This window comes from Arthrobacter sp. efr-133-R2A-120, assembly GCF_030209835.1.
GTDB lineage: Bacteria > Actinomycetota > Actinomycetes > Actinomycetales > Micrococcaceae > Arthrobacter.
In genome coordinates, this window is record NZ_JARVRF010000062.1 from 1 (window position 1) to 17,489 (window position 17,489).

Consider the following 17,489-nt stretch of genomic DNA (forward strand, 5'->3'; position numbering starts at 1 on the left):
TCACCAACGCTACGAAAGCTGGCTCAACGACCATTGACAGCTATAGGAGCATCAATATAAGGCCGTCGCTCAGGACTTCGACTCATGGCAACCTCCGCGTAGCCGGATACGTTGCCTCATGTGAAAACCTCCGCGTCGCGGCGTCGTTCGCAAGTGTGGCGGCAGTTGGGGGTTATGCCTTTTTCGTGGAGCTAACGATGGCCCGGCAACAAGCTCTGACGTAGAAGAAGGCGCTGCTCAAGCCCCAGCTCCCGTTCCGCACCCCTGCCGAATGGGATGACGCCATCCCGGTGTTTGTGAGATCGACCTGATGGGCCAGGCTTTGTATGAGAGCATCCACGCCGGAAAGGTTTTGCGCGTTCAGCGGCAGCCCGCCCGCAGTTACGGTTCGCTCCGCATCGTGTTCGCCTGATCCGTTGTGGCTCCCGCAGTGCCGCTGAGGAGCGTTCCGGCGCCAGGGGTACTGCTTTCCCCGACAACCACGGCCAAAACGCCGAGCCCCGCGTGGGCCGCGAGAACGGCAGGCAGGGTACTGATCTGCGCAGGCGGGCAACCGCGGCAGTTCTCTCCCAGCCTGGCCGCGAGGCGCTCTGCCTCTGCCAGGTTCCCAAAATGGTGCACGGCGAGCCGAGATTGTCCTGCAGGCCGGGAATTGACATCCGCAGCAACGATTTCCTCAAGCCGGGCAACGGCCTTGGCAGCCGAGCGCACCTTCTCAAGCGGCACGATCTTGCCGTCGTCGACCGCGAGGATCGGCTTGATGGACAGCATGGCCCCGAGCCACGACGCAGCAGTGCCGATTCGGCCGCCGCGCCGGAGCTGCTCAAGGCTCGGCACATAGAAGTAGACCTTGGTGCGGCTCAATCGTTCCTCGGCAAAGTGACGGACTTCGGCTGCCGAACGGCCGTCTGCGGCCGCAACCAGTGCGCTTTGGACGCCCATCCCTAGCGCCATTCCCACGGTGCGGGAGTCAATGACTTCGACGGGGATCGAGACGCGCTGCGCGGCCATCCGCGCTGAATCGGCGGTGCCGGACAGTCCGGCGGAAATGTGGATGGAGACGACGGCTTCGAAACCGCGATCCCGGGCGGCGAGATAAGCCTGCTCGAACTGGCCGGGTGAGGGTCTGGAAGTCTTCACGGACGATCCCGCCGCCAGGGCCAACGCTAGCGTCTGGGTGATGTCGTCCTCCCCTTCGCCGTAGATCTCCTCGCCCACCATCACGGGCATCGGCACGACGGCGAGGCGGCCGTCGGCGATGAACGCCTTGACCCATTCGGCCGGTAGCGCGGCAGCCGAATCGGTGACGACGGCGGTGCGCACGACGGCGGGCGCCGGCTCAGTTCCGGCGCGGCCCGGCGTCGTGGATTGGCGCAGGCGGGCCAAACGTTCCTTGAGCCACAACCATGCGGGTGGTTCGCGGTCCGTCAAGGGAGCCTCCTGGAGCTGGTGGCTGGCCGCCGGCAAGCGCCGGCGGCCGGTTCCCGGCTAGGCCGGGACGATGTTGACCAGTTTAGGCGCGCGCACGATCACCGTGCGGATGCCGCGGCCATCGAGTGCTCGTTGCACGTTTTCGCTGGCCAGGGCGAGTTCGCGCAGGGCGTCCTCACTGATGTCCGGAGAAACGTCCAAGCGGTCACGGACCTTGCCCTGGACCTGCACGACAGCCGTCACGGTGTCCTGGACAAGAAGTGAGGCATCGTGGGAGGGCCAACCGGCGTTCGCCACCGAGGCCGGGTGGCCCAGCTGGTTCCAGAGGTCCTCGGCCGTGTACGGCGCGAAGAGGCTCAGGATGACTGCGACGGCTTCCACGGCTTCACGGACAGCCGGGTCCGCGCCACCGGCACCGGAGTCGATGGTTTTGCGGGTCGCGTTGACGAGCTCCATCAGCTTGGCCACCACGACGTTGAACTTGTTGTTGTCCAACAGATCAGCGGCGTCGGCGATGGTCCTGTGGGTGACGGTGCGCAGCGCGCGGTCACCAGTGGAGACATCGACGCCGGGCTCGCTTGCCACGTCCTGGCCAAGGCGCCAGGCACGGGCAAGGAACTTTGCCGAGCCCGACGGCGAGACGTCCGCCCAGTCGACGTCGTCCTCCGGCGGGGAAGCAAAGACCATCGTCAAGCGGACGGCGTCGACACCGAACTTGTCCAGTTGCTCGCCAAGATCCACCCCGTTGCCGAGGGACTTGCTCATGGCCTTGCCGCCGTTGAGGACCTGCCCCTGGTTGAGCAAGGCGCTGAAGGGTTCGTCCGCGGCAAGCAGGCCCATGTCGTGGATGACCTTGGTGAAGAAGCGGGCGTAGAGCAAGTGCAGGATGGCGTGCTCCACGCCACCCACATACTGGCCGACCGGCATCCAGTCGTTGATCTTGGCGGGATCGAACGGTCCCTCGGTGTAGTGCGGGGAAACGAAGCGCAGGAAGTACCAGGACGAGTCAACGAACGTGTCCATGGTGTCCGTGTCGCGCTGGGCGGCCCGTCCGCAGTTCGGGCACTCGACGTTGACCCATTCCAGTGCCGCGGCGAGAGGAGACGTGCCCCTCGGCGACAGCGCCTCGCCGCGCAGGTTTTCGGGCAGAGTGACAGGGAGTTGATCGTCCGGTACCGGCACCTCGCCGCATTCCGCGCAGTGGATGATCGGGATCGGGGTACCCCAGAAACGCTGCCGGCTCAGGAGCCAGTCGCGCAGGCGGAAGTTAACGAACTTCTCCCCTGTGCCCAGCTTCTCCAGGATGTCGATGGCTGCGGGGATAGCTTCGGCCTTGGACAAGCCGTCCAATTCGCCGGAGTTCATCAGGGTGCCTTCGCCGGCGGTCGCAACGCCGGTCTCCGCCGGGTCTTCCCCGCCGGTGTTCAGGACCGGCCGCACGGGCAGGCCAAAGGCGCGGGCGAAGTCGAGGTCGCGCTGGTCGTGCGCGGGCACTGCCATGATGGCGCCCGTGCCGTAGTCGGCAAGCACGTAGTCGGCTGCCCAGACGGGCAGTTTTTCACCGTTGAGCGGGTTGATGGCGTAGCGGCCGGTGAACACGCCTGTCTTCTCGCGCTCAGTGGACTGGCGTTCGATGTCGGACAGAGCCTTGACCTTTTCGCGGTAGGCCATGAGGGAGTCGTGGTGTTCGGGTGTGACCAGGTCCAATGCCAGGTGCGCGTCCGCGGCGACGACGAAGAACGTAGCACCGTACAGGGTGTCCGGTCGGGTGGTGAAGACAGTGACTTCGCGCTCGGCGCGGCCGTCCGTGGCTTCGATGGCGAACCGCACGTGTGCGCCCTCGGAGCGGCCGATCCAGTTCCGCTGCATCGCCAGGACGCGCTCGGGCCAGTGTCCCTGGAGCTCGGACATATCGTCCAGCAGGCGGTCGGCGTAGTCGGTGATCTTGAAGTACCACTGGTTCAGGGACTTCTTCGTGACAGGGGTCCCGCAGCGTTCGCACGCGCCGTTGACCACTTGTTCGTTCGCCAGGACGGTCAGGTCCTTCGGGCACCAGTTGACGGGCGAATCCTTGCGGTATGCCAGCCCGCGCTCGTAGAAGCGCTTGAACAGCCATTGCGTCCAGCGGTAGTACTCCGGGTCCGAAGTGTGCAATCGGCGGGACCAATCAGCAGAGATCGCGTAGCGCTTGAACGATGCGGCCTGCGTGTCGATGTTGGCGTACGTCCACTCGCTGGGGTGTGCGTTGCGCTTGATGGCGGCGTTTTCCGCGGGCAGTCCAAAGGAGTCCCAGCCGATGGGGTGCAGGACGTCGAAACCCTTCTGGCGGAGGTACCTCGCCACGACGTCGCCCATCGCGAAGGCCTCGGCGTGGCCCATGTGGAGGTCACCTGAGGGGTAGGGGAACATGTCCAGGACATAGCGCCGCTCGCGGGAGCCGTCGTCAACAGGGGTGAAGACTTTGAGGTCTTCCCAGACCTGCGGCCACTTGGCCTCCATCGAGGCGAAGCTGTAGACACCCTCCTCGGGCGTCTCGCCTGCCACTGTTGACTGTGCTCCGGTTTCTGTCTCCGGCTGAACGCTCACTGCTGCCCTCTTCTGTTCTTCCATGACGGTTTTGCCTCCTGCTCCGGGTCCCGGAAGGTCCCGGACACACAAAAGCCCCTCGACAAGGAGGGGCGGCCGCTCGGTTCGCGATGATCTAAATCGACGAATACCGGGCGGCTAGCTAAGCAGAAGGATCGCACGCATAGAGCCACCTTACCGCACCAAGCCCATGGCGTGGTTTCAAGGAAGCCGTGCAGCGCGGACTGAGGTTCCGGGGACTCCCCGCCATGGTGTGGTGGGCACCGCGAAGCGGGCGGGCGGGAGTCCCCGGAACCTCTCTCAAGCAGGCCTACTTAACGTCCTCGTCCACCCAATCCATGGACTTGGTCACAGCCTTCTTCCACAGGCGCATCTGCCGCTCCTGCTCTTCGGCCGGAAGCTGCGGCTCCCAGCGCTTGTCCTCGCCCCAGTTTGAGCTGAGTTCGCCGAGGTCCTTCCAGAAGCCGACGGCGAGGCCTGCAGCGTAGGCGGCACCCAGGGCCGTGGTTTCGACGACCTTCGGACGGACCACGGGCACGCCGAGGATGTCGGCCTGGAACTGCATGAGCGCCTCATTGGCGACCATTCCGCCGTCGACCTTCAACTCGGTCAGCGGAACGCCCGAGTCCGCGTTGACGGCGTCGAGCACTTCGCGGGTCTGGAATGCGGTGGCCTCGAGTGCCGCGCGGGCGATGTGGCCCTTGTTCGCAAAACGGGTCAGGCCAACGATGGCTCCGCGGGCGTCAGCGCGCCAGTACGGGGCGAACAGTCCGGAGAACGCCGGCACGATGTAGACGCCGCCATTGTCCTCGACGCCGGCAGCCAGCGTCTCGACTTCGGGAGCGGAGCTGATCAAGCCGAGGTTGTCGCGGAGCCACTGGATCAGTGAACCCGTGACGGCGATGGAGCCTTCCAGCGCGTAGTGCGGTTTCGCGTCGCCCAGCTTGTAGCCCAGCGTGGTCAGCAGGCCGTTCTTCGAGTGGACGATTTCTTCGCCCGTGTTGAAGATCAGGAAGCAGCCCGTGCCATAGGTGTTCTTGGCTTCGCCGGCCTGGAACGCCGCCTGGCCGAAGGTTGCCGCTTGCTGGTCGCCCAGGATGCCCGCGACGGGTACTTCCCGCAGCAATTGCGAGGTGTGCACCGTGCCGTAGACCTCCGAAGAGGACTTGATGGCGGGCATCATCGACGCCGGCACCCCGAAGGTGTCCAGGATGTCCTGGTCCCATTGCAAGGTGTCGAGGTCCATGAACATGGTGCGCGAGGCGTTGGTGACATCCGTGGCGTGCACGCCGCCGTCGACGCCGCCTGTCAGGTTCCACAGGACCCAGCAGTCGGTGTTGCCGAAGATGAGGTCCCCGGCTTCAGCCTTGGCCCGCGCACCTTCGACGTTGTCCAGGATCCACTTGATCTTGGTGCCGGAGAAGTAGGTGGCCAAGGGCAGGCCGACCTTCTGCTTGAAGCGCTCGGGTCCACCGTCCTGGGCCAGCTCGTCCACGATTGGCTGTGTGCGGGTGTCCTGCCAGACGATCGCGTTGTAGATGGGTTCGCCCGTGTTCTTGTCCCACACGACGGTGGTTTCGCGCTGGTTGGTGATGCCGACGGCGGCGATGTCGTGCCGGGTCAGGTTCGCCTTGGAGAGCGCGGAGCCAATGACCTCGCGGGTGTTGTCCCAGATTTCAACCGGGTTGTGCTCCACCCATCCGGCCTGGGGGAAGATCTGCTCGTGCTCCATCTGGCCGGACGAAACGATGTTTCCCGAGTGGTCGAAAACGATGGCACGCGAGCTGGTGGTTCCCTGGTCAATGGCGATGACGTATTGCGACATTTTGACGTCCTTGTCTGCTTGCTTTGGTAGTTGCGGGAAAAGTTTCTGAGCGGTTTGCTACTTGGCGACAGTGGCCATGATCGGTATTGAGTGGGCGACGAGTCCGGCGATGGTTCCACCCAGGAGCGGGCCGACGATCGGAACCCAGGAGTAGGCCCAGTCGCTGGAGCCCTTGCCCTTGATCGGCAGAATGGCGTGGGCGATGCGCGGACCGAGGTCACGGGCCGGGTTGATGGCATAGCCCGTGGGGCCGCCAAGGGATGCGCCGATACCCACGACGAGCAATGCCACTGCGAGCGGCCCGAGGCCGGACGGAGTGCCGCCGAAGGTCAGGATCACGAAGACCAGCACGAAAGTGCCGATGATTTCCGTGACGAGGTTCCAAGGGTACGAGCGGATAGCCGGTCCCGTGGAGAACACCGCGAGTTTGCTTGCTGCCAGCGGCTCGGCGTCGAAGTGCTGCTTGTGGGCGAGCCAGGCGAAGATGGCGCCGAGAAAGGCGCCGGTCAGTTCTCCACCGAAGTAGGTGAACGTGGACGCCGCGCTCACGGCTACCCCTGGGGCGAACTCGGCTTTGCCGTCAACCAAGAGGCCAAGCGTGACGGCCGGGTTCAGGTGCGCGCCGGACATGGCCGCCACGTATACGCCGGCGAATACTGCGATGCCCCAGCCAAAATTCACCATCAGGAACCCGCCGTTGTTACCCTTTGTGCCCTTGAGCGCGACGTTTGCCACAACGCCACAGCCAAGGAGGGTAAGCATGCCGGTTCCGAACACTTCGGAAAGGAAAACAATTCCGAGAGACATCTTTGACTCCTCATTTTCTTCTGTTGTCAGCCCTGCAGGTTTTGTTGGGGCCGTTGGGCCGGCGTCTGTTAGCGCCGGCCCGGTTGCGGTCATCCCTCACGGAGCGGAAGACCGCAACCCTTGTGTCCAGGCTTCTTGGCCGGAACAATCAAGCTGATGTGACGTACATTACGTTCATGCGACGAGGCTGTGAACAGTCACGCCATGAAAACGCAGAAGCACCTCCTGTGCATGCTGGATTTCCGCTTCACGCTGCGCTGCATCCCAGCCAAGCTGCGTGGCGAGGACCTCGGCGATTTCGTTCAGGAGCTCCCCCGTCACGAGGCCGCGGAAGGCCAGTGAGGTGCGGCGGATGAGGACATCCACGAGGTGCCCGATCTGTTCGTTGGCAGCCATGAACTCAAGCTCCCGGACGCTGAGCTCATTCGTGGAGCGCAGTTTCCGGTCCTCCCCCGCCTTGAGATAGGCAATGACGTCCTCAGCACGGGTGCCATAACGGGTGAGCAAACCGCCGACCCGGTCGGCGCCGAGACCGGGAGCCATGTGCTTCTTGACCCAGTCCTGGATTCCGTCTTCGCTATCAGGGAAACCCAAGCCGCCTCCGATGGCGAGTTTCGCCGTCGAGACCTTCCGTTCCATGCCCAGCTCCCGGAGGACGTCGTTGCTCAGGTGTTCGGCGAGGGCCCGGAACGTGGTCCACTTTCCGCCGATCAATGAAAGTACGACGGCGGCCTTGCCGCCTTGGGCGGCCGCAGGACCGGAGGCGTCCCGCTCCCTTCGCTCGATACGGTAGTCGCGTGACACGAAGCCAGGCTGGGTGTCGTCGTGGCGCGGAAGCGGGCGGACGCCGGCGAAGCTGTAGACGATATGGCTGCGCTCAACCTTGATGGACGGGAAGACATGCCCGACGAGGTCGAAGAAGTAGTCGATCTCGGCTTCGGTGCACACGGCATCCTGGGCCATGTCGGCGTCGACGTCGGTGGTGCCCACCAGGACGCGGTCACCCATCGGATAGATGAGCACGATCCGCCCGTCCGTGTGTTCAAAGAAGATCTCGCGGCCTCCGCAAGCTGAGAGCAATTCCGGGTGGTCCAAGACAATGTGGGAACCCTTGGTTCCTCCCATGAAGCGGCTCGCGGCACCCATTGCCTCGTTGGTGAGATCCACCCAGGCGCCGGTGGTGTTGACGATAACGTCGGCCTGGAAGCTGAATTCCTCGCCCGTGAGCTCATCGCGCAGCAAAACAGCGCGCGGTGAGTCAGCGGTGGAGTCCATCGAAACAGAGTCCATCGAAACAAGGGAGACGTAGTTGCTGGCCCGGGAGCTGCCGCCCGGCAAACCGCTTCCGATACCCGCCTTTTCACCGTCCTGCAGCACATCGAGCGTCAGTCGCTCAGGGTTGTGCACGGACGCGTCAAAGTACGTGGCTGCATATTTGATGCCGGGGTGCAATCGCGGCAACTCGGCCAAGGCCTTGTCCTTGCCACGGAACTGATGGCGGGGGACACTGCCGCCATCGCGGGAGAAGAAGTCGTACATGCTCAGACCGAGCTTGATGAGGAACGCGCCGCGCTCCTGCGGCTTGCCTTGCTTGTGCGTGAGGAAGCGTGTGGGGGCGGAAAGTATCCCGGAGAAGGTACTGAAGATGGGGATGGTTGTCTGCAACGGCTTCACGTAATGGGGGGCGATCTTCAAAAGCCGGTTGCGCTCCACCACCGATTCCTGAACGAGGCGGAATTCGCCGTTCTCGAGGTAGCGGATTCCTCCATGGATCATGTGGGATGAGGCTCCGCTGGCGCCCTGGCAGTAGTCACCGCGTTCCACGAGGGCGACGTCCACGCCTTGCAACGCCAAATCGCGGAATGTTCCGACGCCGTTGATGCCGCCGCCGATGATCAGCACCTGGGCTTGCGGGCGTTCGCGAAGTGCCGAAGCCGAGGCCCGACGGGGTGATCCTGCTGCGGAACCGGAATTGCTGGTGTATCCCAAAACTGCTCCCTTGGGCTTTGGTTTGTGCGCTGCATCACTTGACGTCGCACCTTGCACAACTATTCTTCGAAAGAATGGAAAATGAAATCAAGCTACTTGCACAAACGTGCAGAACGGAACTGAGATGCCACGATCACGACATTCCGAGGCCCTCCGGGCAGCACAGATGTACTACCTCCAGGACCTCACCATGGACGCCATTGCGCGCGAACTTCGGACCTCGCGTTCGACGGTCTCCCGGCTGCTGTCATCGGCCCGCGAGTCGGGACTGGTCCAGATCCAGATCCGTAGTCCCCTGGATTCCGCCCCGGAACTGGAGCGTATGATCCGCAACCACTACGGCGTCGATGTGCATGTGGTGCCCGTCCTGGACACCTTGAACGAGGCGGAAACCCTTGACCGGGTGGCGACCCAAGCCGCACGGACCATTGGTCCCTTGGTCGATTCCAACGCCATTATCGGAGTGGCCTGGGGTGCGACCATCAGCGCCGTCAGCAGGCACCTGACCCGCAAGATCACGCACGGCAGCACTATCGTGCAACTCAACGGCGCCGGCAACATGCAGACCACCGGCATTACCTACGCCAGCGACATCATGCGCCGATTCGGCATCGCCTATGGTGCGCGGGTAGAGCAGTTCCCGGTGCCCGCCTTCTTCGACCATGCCTCCACGAAGACCGCTATGTGGAATGAGCGCAGTGTCCAACGGGTGCTCGACCTCCAGTCCAGGATGAGCATCGCCATCTTCGGTGTCGGGTCGGTGCATTCGGACTATCCCAGCCACGTTTACGCAGGCGGCTACCTCGATGAAACCGACCTTAACCTGTTGGCCAGCTCGGACGTCGTGGGCGATGTCGCCACGGTTTTCTTCCGCGCCGACGGATCCTCCGACGGCATCACCCTCAACGAGCGGTCCACCGGCCCAAGCCACGAGCAACTACGGCAGGTCCGTCGCCGAATCTGCGTCGTCTCGGGTGCATCCAAGATCAACGGGCTTCGCGGAGCACTCAAAGCGAGGCTGGCAACGGACCTGATCGTGGATGAAGCAACGGCGAAGCAGCTGGTGAGTTTCGGCAGCCCTTCCTGAATAAATGAACGACCCTGAAACATTCCCGGCATCGAGGTAGGTAGAGTCTTGGCTATGAAACCCTCGCCCAGGCTCAGTCTCAACAACGGTGTCTTGATTGACCAGTTGGGGTTCGGGCTCTACAAGGTGCCGCCGGCGGACGCCACGTCATTGGTTGCCGCCGCGCTAGGCTCCGGCTACAGGCACTTCGACACAGCCGCCCTGTATGGCAACGAGACAGGAGTCGGCCGCGGCATCGGCAGTGCGGTCATACCCCCGCCCGGCGTCGACAGCAACACGGGAGGCTCCGGCGAGGGCACGCATGGTCTCTCCCGCGAGGACGTCTTCGTCACCACGAAGCTCTGGAACGACGACCAGGGCTACGATTCCACCTTGCGCGCGTTCGATTCCTCCATGGCGAACCTGGGCCTCGACTACGTCGATCTGTACCTGATCCACTGGCCCTGCGCGGGGCGCGGACTGTTCCAGGAAAGCTACCGGGCCATGGAAACCTTGTACCGCGAAGGCCGGGTGCGTGCAATCGGAGTCTCCAACTTCCAGCCCGCCCATCTCGAAGCACTCATGCAAAAAGCCGAAGTGGTTCCGGCCGTGAACCAGATCGAACTGCACCCATGGCTGCAGCAGACCAGGCTCCGGACCCTCCACGAGCAGTTGGGCATCCGCACCGAGGCGTGGAGCCCGTTGGGCCGCGGCCAGGTCCTTCAGGATCCGGCCGTCAGGGCGCTCGCCGACAAATACGGCAAGACGCCGGCGCAGATCATCATCCGCTGGCACCTGCAGCTGGGCAATATCGTGATTCCCAAAGCGAGTACCGCGGCACGCATCCAGGAAAACTTCAATGTCTTCGGCTTCGAGCTGGATGCCGACGACATGGATGGCTTGGCCGCCCTCGAACGCCACCACCGCACCGGCTCACACCCGGACAACGTCAACTAGGACCTGCCGAATGGAACAAGTGGACACCAACCACTCCCCCGAACCCGCACGAACCTCCCCACGGGAGTTTTTCAGCAAGGCCTTGTCCTCCCGGACGAGTGCCTCGGACATCGACCTCGACGGCAGCAACGTCGCCTATTGGTGCTATGAGCCGGTCACGGTGACCGCGTCGACCCGGACCATTTTGGTCATCCACGGTTTCCGCGGCGACCACCACGGCCTTCTCCGGGTCGTAGACCACCTGCCGGAAATGCGCGTCATCATGCCCGACCTTCCCGGCTTTGGCAGCTCCGAGCCTTTCGCCGGAGATCCCCACACCGTGGAACGCTATGGGAAGTTCATCACCGGCTTCATGGCGGCCCTGGGTCTTGGACCGGACACGGTTCTCTTGGGGCACTCCTTCGGATCCATTGTTGCCAGCCACTTCGCCGCGGCGAACCCGGGCGCCATCCGTCCGCTGATCCTGGTCAATCCCATCGCTGCTCCCGCGCTTGAGGGCCCCAAAGGGCTCATGACCAAGTTGGCAGTCCTGTACTACCAGGTCTCCGCCAAGCTCCCGCGCCGGCTGGGGCTCGCCGTCTTGCGCAGCCGCCTCATTGTCCGCGTCATGAGCTCCGCGATGGCCAAGACCCGGGACAAGGAACTCCGGGCCTTTGTCCACGGCCAGCACGATGCTTACTTCTCCGCGTTCGCTGACCGCTCGAGCCTCCTTGAGTCTTTCCGGGCTTCGGTGTCAAGCCATGTGGCCGAGGTTGCCGGGCAATTGGACCTACCCGTGTTGTTGGTGGCCGGCGAGAAAGACGAGATCGCCCTGCTCCGGGACCAGCACAAGCTGCTGGAGATGCTGCCCGACGGCGCGCTGGAAGTGATTCCCGACGTCGGGCATTTGATCCACTACGAGACACCGGCGCCGGCCGCCGCCGCCATCCGCAGCTTCCTGGAGGAACACCCCGCGTGAAGATCGTCATCGATGCCCGATTTACCCGCACGGACCATCATGACGGGATCAGCCGTTACGGATCGAGCCTCATAGCAGCGACGTCCAAGATCGCCGATGTCACCATGCTCATCAGCGACAAGCGCCAGTTGGCGCTCCTCCCGGACGTCCCCTACGTTCACATCAGCAGCCCGCTGTCACCCCGCGAACTGTTCGTGGCACGCGAGGTCAATAAGATCGGGGCCGATGTTGTGGTTTGCCCCATGCAGACCATGGGAACCTGGGGCCGCAAGTACGGGCTGGTCCTGACCCTGCACGACCTCATCTACTACGAGCACCCCGCCCCTCCGGGCTTCCTTCCGGCGCCCGTGCGGTTGCTCTGGCGGCTCTACCACAAGGCCTACTGGCCGCAGCGATTGCTTCTCAACCGGGCCGACATCGTCGCGACCATCAGCCACACCACCGAGTCGCTCATGGCCAAGTTCAATTTGACCCGGCGTCCGGTCCGGATTGTGGGCAACGCACCACAGCCAGGCCAGACGCCGCGCGATCCCGCAGCCGGTGCCGAGAAGTCACTCCTCTACATGGGCTCGTTCATGCCCTACAAAAATGTGGAGACGATGATCCAGGGAATGGCCGAATTGCCCGGATTCACGCTGCATCTGCTCAGCAGGATCACCCCCCAGCGCCGTGCCGAGCTGGAGCCCTTGGTCCCGCCGGGTGCACGGGTCGAGTTCCACAACGGCGTCACCGATGCCGAATACGATTCCCTCTTGCTCCGGGCCACCGCCCTGATCAGCCTGTCCAAGGCGGAAGGTTACGGGCTGCCTCTGGTCGAGGCGATGGCGCTTGGCACTCCCGTGATCGCCAGCGACACTCCCATCTTCCGTGAGGTCGGAGGAGACGCCGTGAGCTATGTGCACCCCGAATCACCGGGCGAATTTGCCGCGGCAGTCAAGGCCCTTGAAGACGGCGAACTGTGGCAGGCGCGCTCACGCCGCAGCGTGGAACGCGCGGCAGACTTCAACTGGGACGAATCGGCCCGGCAACTGCTGGCGGTGGCCGAAGAGATCGTTGCGATGCGAAGCCGCAAGCGGCGCTAGAGGACGTCGACGCCGTCGAGCCGTAATTGCACGGGTCCTGACGTGCGCTTGGCCGCACTGGCGGCTTTGACTGCCCGCATGGAACGGGTGGCAACAGCGGCTTGTGCATAAGGAATGAAGAGTAGCGTCCGGACGTCCGGATCGTCGTCCCGCCCCGTAGCACGTTGCGCCGACAGGGTGAGGGAAACCGGGGCGGGGCCCGCGGTGCGGAGCTGGATGGTGTTGGCCAGGCTTTCGGTGAAGTGCACGACGTCGGCCCGCTTGCCCGTCACTGACGCGATCCGCACGGCGGGCGGTAACTGGAGTTCCTGCCGCAGTGCCAGCTCGCGGGAGGCATATCCCGCAGGGTCCCAGCGCAAAAGGGCACCTGTCGCGGTGGTGTCGTCGGCGGTGATGACTACGAGCCCGCCTTCATGCGCGGGCCGTACGAGGGCTGCCGCATTGAACCATCGCCGCACGGTGTCCTCACCGGCGCGGAGGTTTTCCCTGCGCAGGAGTGAATTGCCATCCAGGAGCAGGGCCGCCGCGTAGCCGCCGGTTGCGATCGGCTCGGCGCCCACGGTCGCCACCACCAGTGCATGGGCGTCTGACACCGTGGCCTTGACCTGGTCTCCCGACGACGTCACGACGGCCTTGCCCGGAAAAGCCCTGCCGAGTTCTTCCGCTGTCCGCAGCACACCGGCGGCTCCCCTTCGAAGACGGCCTCCGCCGCAATGCCGGCATCGCCACTCCGGGGCCGGGGTGGAGCACCAGCGGCACTGCGGCAAGGCCGATTGTCCGGCGATTGCGAGCGGGCCCTGGCAATTGTTGCACCTGGCGGATTCACGGCAATCTTCGCAAACGAGGGATGGGGCGTAGCCGGCCCGGGCAACCTGCACCAGGACAGGTCCTCGTTCCAGTCCCTCTTTGGCGGCCCGCCACGCGGCGCCCGGCAAGCGTGCGATCCTTGCAAGCGGGTCGCGTTCCTGCTCGAAGCTGTCAGCCGTATTGAGCACCCTGGGCGTGCTGGAGCGGACCACCGGCCGAGGGGCCTCCACCGGTACCGCCCAGCCGCCCTCAACAAGCCGCTGAAGCTCGGTGCTGCGGCTATGCGCGGCCATGAGGCAAGCGGCTGACTCCCGTTCCGAACGCAAGAGCAGGATTTCCCGGGTATGGGCGTAAGGGGCACGCTGGTCAATGTGGAGATCGTCGCCGTCGTCCCAGCAGACCACCAGCCCAAGGTCCTGCACCGGAGCGTACGCGGCGGAGCGGGTGCCGACTGCTACCTTCGCGGCGCCGCTGAGGAGGCGAAGGTAGCTTCGGTACCGCGGGGTCTGGCCGTCGTCAGCCGCCAACCGCGCGACATCCCCCGGCGGAAGGACAGCGCGCAGCGCCGCTTCTATCCGGTCGAGATCACGGTAGTCGGGAACGACGACGACGGCGCCCCGCCCTGAGGAGCGGACTGCCGCCACGGCAGACGCCACAAGCTCGGGCCAGCCATCGGTTCCAAAACCCTGTGTCGCCGTCAAGACGGCACGGGGTGAGCCGCCCCCTGCCAGGTGCTGCAAGTACGGCGCTCCGTTGGCGTAGGAACCCCACCCCGCGTGCGCCTGCGACGAGGGGCTCTCAGCGGCTCTCGCAGCCCCGGTGGGCTCGTCCAGGAGGGAATCACCGGATAGGAGAAGCTTCTCCAGCCGCGCGACGCGCGGCGGAATCGCGGTGCGCAGGACATCGCTGAGCGTCCCGGCATAGCGGGCCGCGACACTGGAAGCAAGCTCCAGCAACGCCGGAGTCAGCACCGGGACGGCTGAAACCACCTTGAGAAGCGGAGTCAGGGCATGTCCGGCTTCCGACGATTCCGCGCGCTCCAGGACATAGCCGTTGAGTTCCTGGCCGCTGAAGCGGACCTTCACCCGGACGCCTGCCAGGGCGGTCGCATCCAATTCGGCCGGGACGCTGTAGTCAAAGGGCCTGTCGAGATGCGGCAAGGATGATTCGATCAAGACCCGTGCCACCGGATTGCTCGCCGCGAGGGGTGGCCCGGCGACGTCGCTCCCGCGCGAAGGGAAGCCTTGCAACAAGGACGGTTGATGGGACGGGGAAGGCGTCGCCATGGCAAACGGAAGCAGCGAACCATCGCTCATGCTTGTCACCTCCCTGGAGTGCCGGATGCCTTGGGTCAATCCAAGCAGGCACCACCGACAATTCCGGCTCTGGCTGGAGCAGCCAAGTCAGGCGTTGAAGAATTCCTTCAGTTCGTCCACGCGGTCCAATCGTTCCCACGTGAAATCGGGCTCGTCGCGGCCGAAGTGGCCATGCGCCGCCGTCTTGGCGTAGATGGGGCGCTTGAGGTCGAGCGCGTCGATGATGGCGCGGGGACGGAGGTCGAAGATCTCCGCAATCGCTTCGCTGATCTTGGCAGGGTCAACCGTCTCGGTCCCGAAGGTTTCGACGTAGGTGCCCACCGGACGCGCCTGGCCGATCGCGTAGGCGATCTGGATCTCGGCACGCTTGGCCAAGCCTGCCGCCACAACGTTCTTGGCTACCCAGCGCATCGCGTAGGCCGCCGAACGGTCCACCTTCGACGGATCCTTGCCGGAGAACGCACCGCCGCCGTGGCGGGCCATGCCGCCGTATGTGTCAACGATGATCTTGCGGCCTGTCAGCCCGGCGTCGCCGACGGGACCGCCGATGACGAAGGCACCGGCTGGGTTCAGGATATTCGCGACGTGGGAGATATCCAGGTTGGACACTGCCAGGACGGGGTCGATGACGTGCGAGGCGAGATCGGCGCGCAAGCGATCGAGGTGGGTTCCTTCGGCGTGCTGGCTTGAGATGACCACCGTTTCAACGGAAACCGGACGGTCGCGGTCGTAACCGACGGTCACCTGGGTCTTCCCGTCAGGGCGCAAGTAGGCCAGTTCGCCGCTCTTGCGGACTTCGGTGAGACGCTCGGAGAGCCGGTGGGCGAGCCAAATGGGCGTCGGCATGTAGGAGGGGGTCTCGTCGCTCGCGTAGCCGAACATGATGCCCTGGTCACCGGCGCCTTGGAGGTCGTAGTCGTCCTCCTGGCGGCCTTCGCGGGCTTCGAGCGAATTGAAGACGCCACCGGCGATGTCGTTGGACTGCTGCCCGATGGAGACGGACACGCCACAACGGGCGCCGTCGAAGCCGTTGGCTGACGAGTCGTAACCGATTCCAAGGATGGTCTCGCGGACGATCTGCGGGATTTCAACGTACGCATCCGTAGTGACTTCACCGGCTACGTGCACCAAGCCGGTAGTGGCCATGGTTTCAACAGCCACGCGCGACTCAGGGTCTGCCGCCAGGAGCGCATCGAGGATGGCGTCGCTGATCTGGTCGCAGATCTTGTCTGGGTGCCCTTCCGTAACCGACTCTGAGGTGAAGAGCCGGAGCTTGGACGGGATGCCGTGGGATTCATGGTGCAGCGGTAAAGTCACTCGACTACCTTACTTGGTTGGGGGCGGCCGGCTTCCGCCGTATGTCCCTATGCTAAGGATGGACCAGCTAAGGAACGAGCCTCACCCGGGGCCTAGGTGGCCGGGTGTACTCGGCTCAATTCAGTGCTGATCCGGTCAATGACAGCGGCGGCGACGTCGGATTTGGAACCTGCCGCCGACTGCGGGGCCGCGCCATGGCCGGAGAGAATGATCACAGAATTCTGGTCCTGGCCGAACACGCGCCCGACGCCGACCTGATTGACGACCAGAAGGTCACAGCCCTTGCGTTTGAGCTTGGCAGTGGCGTGCTCCAGGACGTTGCCGTCCTCGTCTCCGGTCTCGGCCGCAAATCCAACGATCAATTGCGTAGATGCCTCTGCGTCGCGGCGCAATACCAGCTCGTGCAGGATGTCCGGGTTCTGCACGAGGCGCACCACGGGGGCGTCGTTGCCGTTGACCTTCTTGATTTTCGTGTCTGAAACTTCGGCGGGGCGGAAGTCGGCGACGGCCGCGGCCATGATCACGACGTCGGAGCCGACGGCGGCTTCCACCGCGGCGTCACGGAGCTCCAAAGCCGATTCAACCTGGATCAGTTCGACGCCCGCCGGTGCCTGGACGTCCATGTGCGCAGCGAGGAACCGAACATGGGCGCCTGCGTCAAGGGCCGCGGCGGCCAGCGCAACACCCTGCTTGCCGGAGGACCTGTTCCCTAGGAACCGGACCGGATCCAGGGCTTCCCTGGTGCCGCCGGCGGAAATCGTGATGGTCCGCCCGGCCAGGGGTTTGGGGCCGGCAATTCCCGTTGAGGGCGCGGTTGAGTCGACCAACGCCATGGCGGCTGCGAAGATCGCCTCCGGCTCCGGCAACCTGCCTGGACCGGAATCCGCGCCTGTCAGCCGGCCGACTGCGGGTTCCAGGACGGTGATGCCCCGGCTGCGCAGTGTCTCCACATTCGCCTGGGTGGCTTGGTTCTGCCACATTTCAGTGTGCATTGCGGGAGCGAACAGCACCGGGCCATGGGCCATGAGGAGTGTGTTGGTCAGCAAATCCCCCGCCTGGCCGGTTGCCGCCTTGGCCAGCAAGTCGGCAGTTGCCGGGGCGACCACGATGAGATCCGCCTCATGGCCGAGACGGACGTGGTTGACCTTCTCCACGTCGTCAAAGACGCTGTTGCTCACTGGATTGCCCGAGAGGGCCTCCCAGGTAGCCACGCCGACAAAGCGGATGGCGGCCTCCGTGGGAATGACCGTGACGTTATGTCCGGCCTCAGTAAAAAGCCGGAGGAGCGATGCAACCTTGTAGGCTGCGATCCCTCCCCCGACTCCGAGGACTATGCGCACGTGACCTC

Annotated in this window: 12 protein-coding genes; 4 read left to right on the forward strand and 8 right to left on the reverse strand. The window is 64.4% G+C overall.

All coding sequences use genetic code 11. From position 1 onward, the window contains the following. Positions 1 to 381 precede the first annotated feature (381 nt). The 5 genes from QRN52_RS21360 to QRN52_RS21380 all read right to left on the reverse strand — a co-directional run bounded on the left by QRN52_RS21360 (position 382) and on the right by QRN52_RS21380 (position 8,638). Positions 382 to 1,431 carry a DegV family protein gene (locus QRN52_RS21360; RefSeq protein ID WP_284755649.1) on the reverse strand — a complete coding sequence of 350 codons (1,050 nt, stop codon included), beginning with the start codon at positions 1,429 to 1,431 and terminating at the stop codon, positions 382 to 384. 57 nt (positions 1,432 to 1,488) lie between these two features. Further along, entirely contained in the window at positions 1,489 to 4,017 is a 2,529-nt protein-coding gene (gene leuS / locus QRN52_RS21365; protein WP_284755710.1) for a leucine--tRNA ligase, read from the reverse strand. Positions 4,018 to 4,327: 310 nt separating this feature from the next. Continuing rightward, a complete protein-coding gene (gene glpK, locus QRN52_RS21370; RefSeq protein WP_284755651.1) occupies positions 4,328 to 5,842 on the reverse strand; it encodes a glycerol kinase GlpK in 1,515 nt (504 codons plus the stop codon). A 57-nt stretch (positions 5,843 to 5,899) separates the two neighbouring features. Beyond that, complete coding sequence (locus QRN52_RS21375) at positions 5,900 to 6,649, reverse strand: MIP/aquaporin family protein (RefSeq protein ID WP_234754211.1); 750 nt, start codon at positions 6,647 to 6,649, stop codon at positions 5,900 to 5,902. Between the two features lie 174 nt (positions 6,650 to 6,823). After that, positions 6,824 to 8,638 (reverse strand): glycerol-3-phosphate dehydrogenase/oxidase, encoded by a 1,815-nt coding sequence (locus QRN52_RS21380; protein ID WP_284755653.1) that lies wholly within the window; start codon positions 8,636 to 8,638, stop codon positions 6,824 to 6,826. A gap of 124 nt (positions 8,639 to 8,762) precedes the next feature. On the opposite strand from QRN52_RS21380, the gene QRN52_RS21385 reads away from it, so the two are divergent. Genes QRN52_RS21385 through QRN52_RS21400 form a run of 4 tightly spaced genes read left to right on the forward strand, consistent with a single transcriptional unit; the run spans position 8,763 to position 12,701 of the window. Further along, on the forward strand, positions 8,763 to 9,725 hold the full coding sequence (locus tag QRN52_RS21385; protein ID WP_284755655.1) for a sugar-binding transcriptional regulator: 963 nt from the start codon (positions 8,763 to 8,765) through the stop codon (positions 9,723 to 9,725). A gap of 54 nt (positions 9,726 to 9,779) precedes the next feature. After that, positions 9,780 to 10,661, forward strand: a complete 882-nt coding sequence (locus QRN52_RS21390; RefSeq protein ID WP_284755656.1) for an aldo/keto reductase — start codon at positions 9,780 to 9,782, stop codon at positions 10,659 to 10,661. 10 nt (positions 10,662 to 10,671) lie between these two features. Next, complete coding sequence (locus QRN52_RS21395; protein ID WP_284755657.1) at positions 10,672 to 11,619, forward strand: alpha/beta fold hydrolase; 948 nt, start codon at positions 10,672 to 10,674, stop codon at positions 11,617 to 11,619. Further along, positions 11,616 to 12,701 (forward strand): glycosyltransferase family 4 protein, encoded by a 1,086-nt coding sequence (locus tag QRN52_RS21400; protein ID WP_284755658.1) that lies wholly within the window; start codon positions 11,616 to 11,618, stop codon positions 12,699 to 12,701. The genes QRN52_RS21395 and QRN52_RS21400 overlap by 4 nt, the downstream gene beginning before the upstream one ends. Here QRN52_RS21400 and QRN52_RS21405 read toward each other — a convergent pair. The 3 genes from QRN52_RS21405 to coaBC all read right to left on the reverse strand — a co-directional run bounded on the left by QRN52_RS21405 (position 12,698) and on the right by coaBC (position 17,481). After that, positions 12,698 to 14,824, reverse strand: coding sequence for a primosomal protein N' (locus tag QRN52_RS21405; protein WP_284755660.1), 2,127 nt, complete (start codon positions 14,822 to 14,824; stop codon positions 12,698 to 12,700). The two genes, QRN52_RS21400 and QRN52_RS21405, sit on opposite strands and share 4 nt — an antisense overlap. Positions 14,825 to 14,911: 87 nt before the next feature. Further along, the gene (gene metK, locus QRN52_RS21410) at positions 14,912 to 16,141 is read right to left on the reverse strand and encodes a methionine adenosyltransferase (RefSeq protein ID WP_284755661.1); all 1,230 of its coding nucleotides are present in this window, start codon (positions 16,139 to 16,141) and stop codon (positions 14,912 to 14,914) included. A gap of 92 nt (positions 16,142 to 16,233) precedes the next feature. Beyond that, positions 16,234 to 17,481, reverse strand: a complete 1,248-nt coding sequence (gene coaBC / locus QRN52_RS21415) for a bifunctional phosphopantothenoylcysteine decarboxylase/phosphopantothenate--cysteine ligase CoaBC (protein ID WP_284755662.1) — start codon at positions 17,479 to 17,481, stop codon at positions 16,234 to 16,236. Positions 17,482 to 17,489 lie beyond the last annotated feature (8 nt).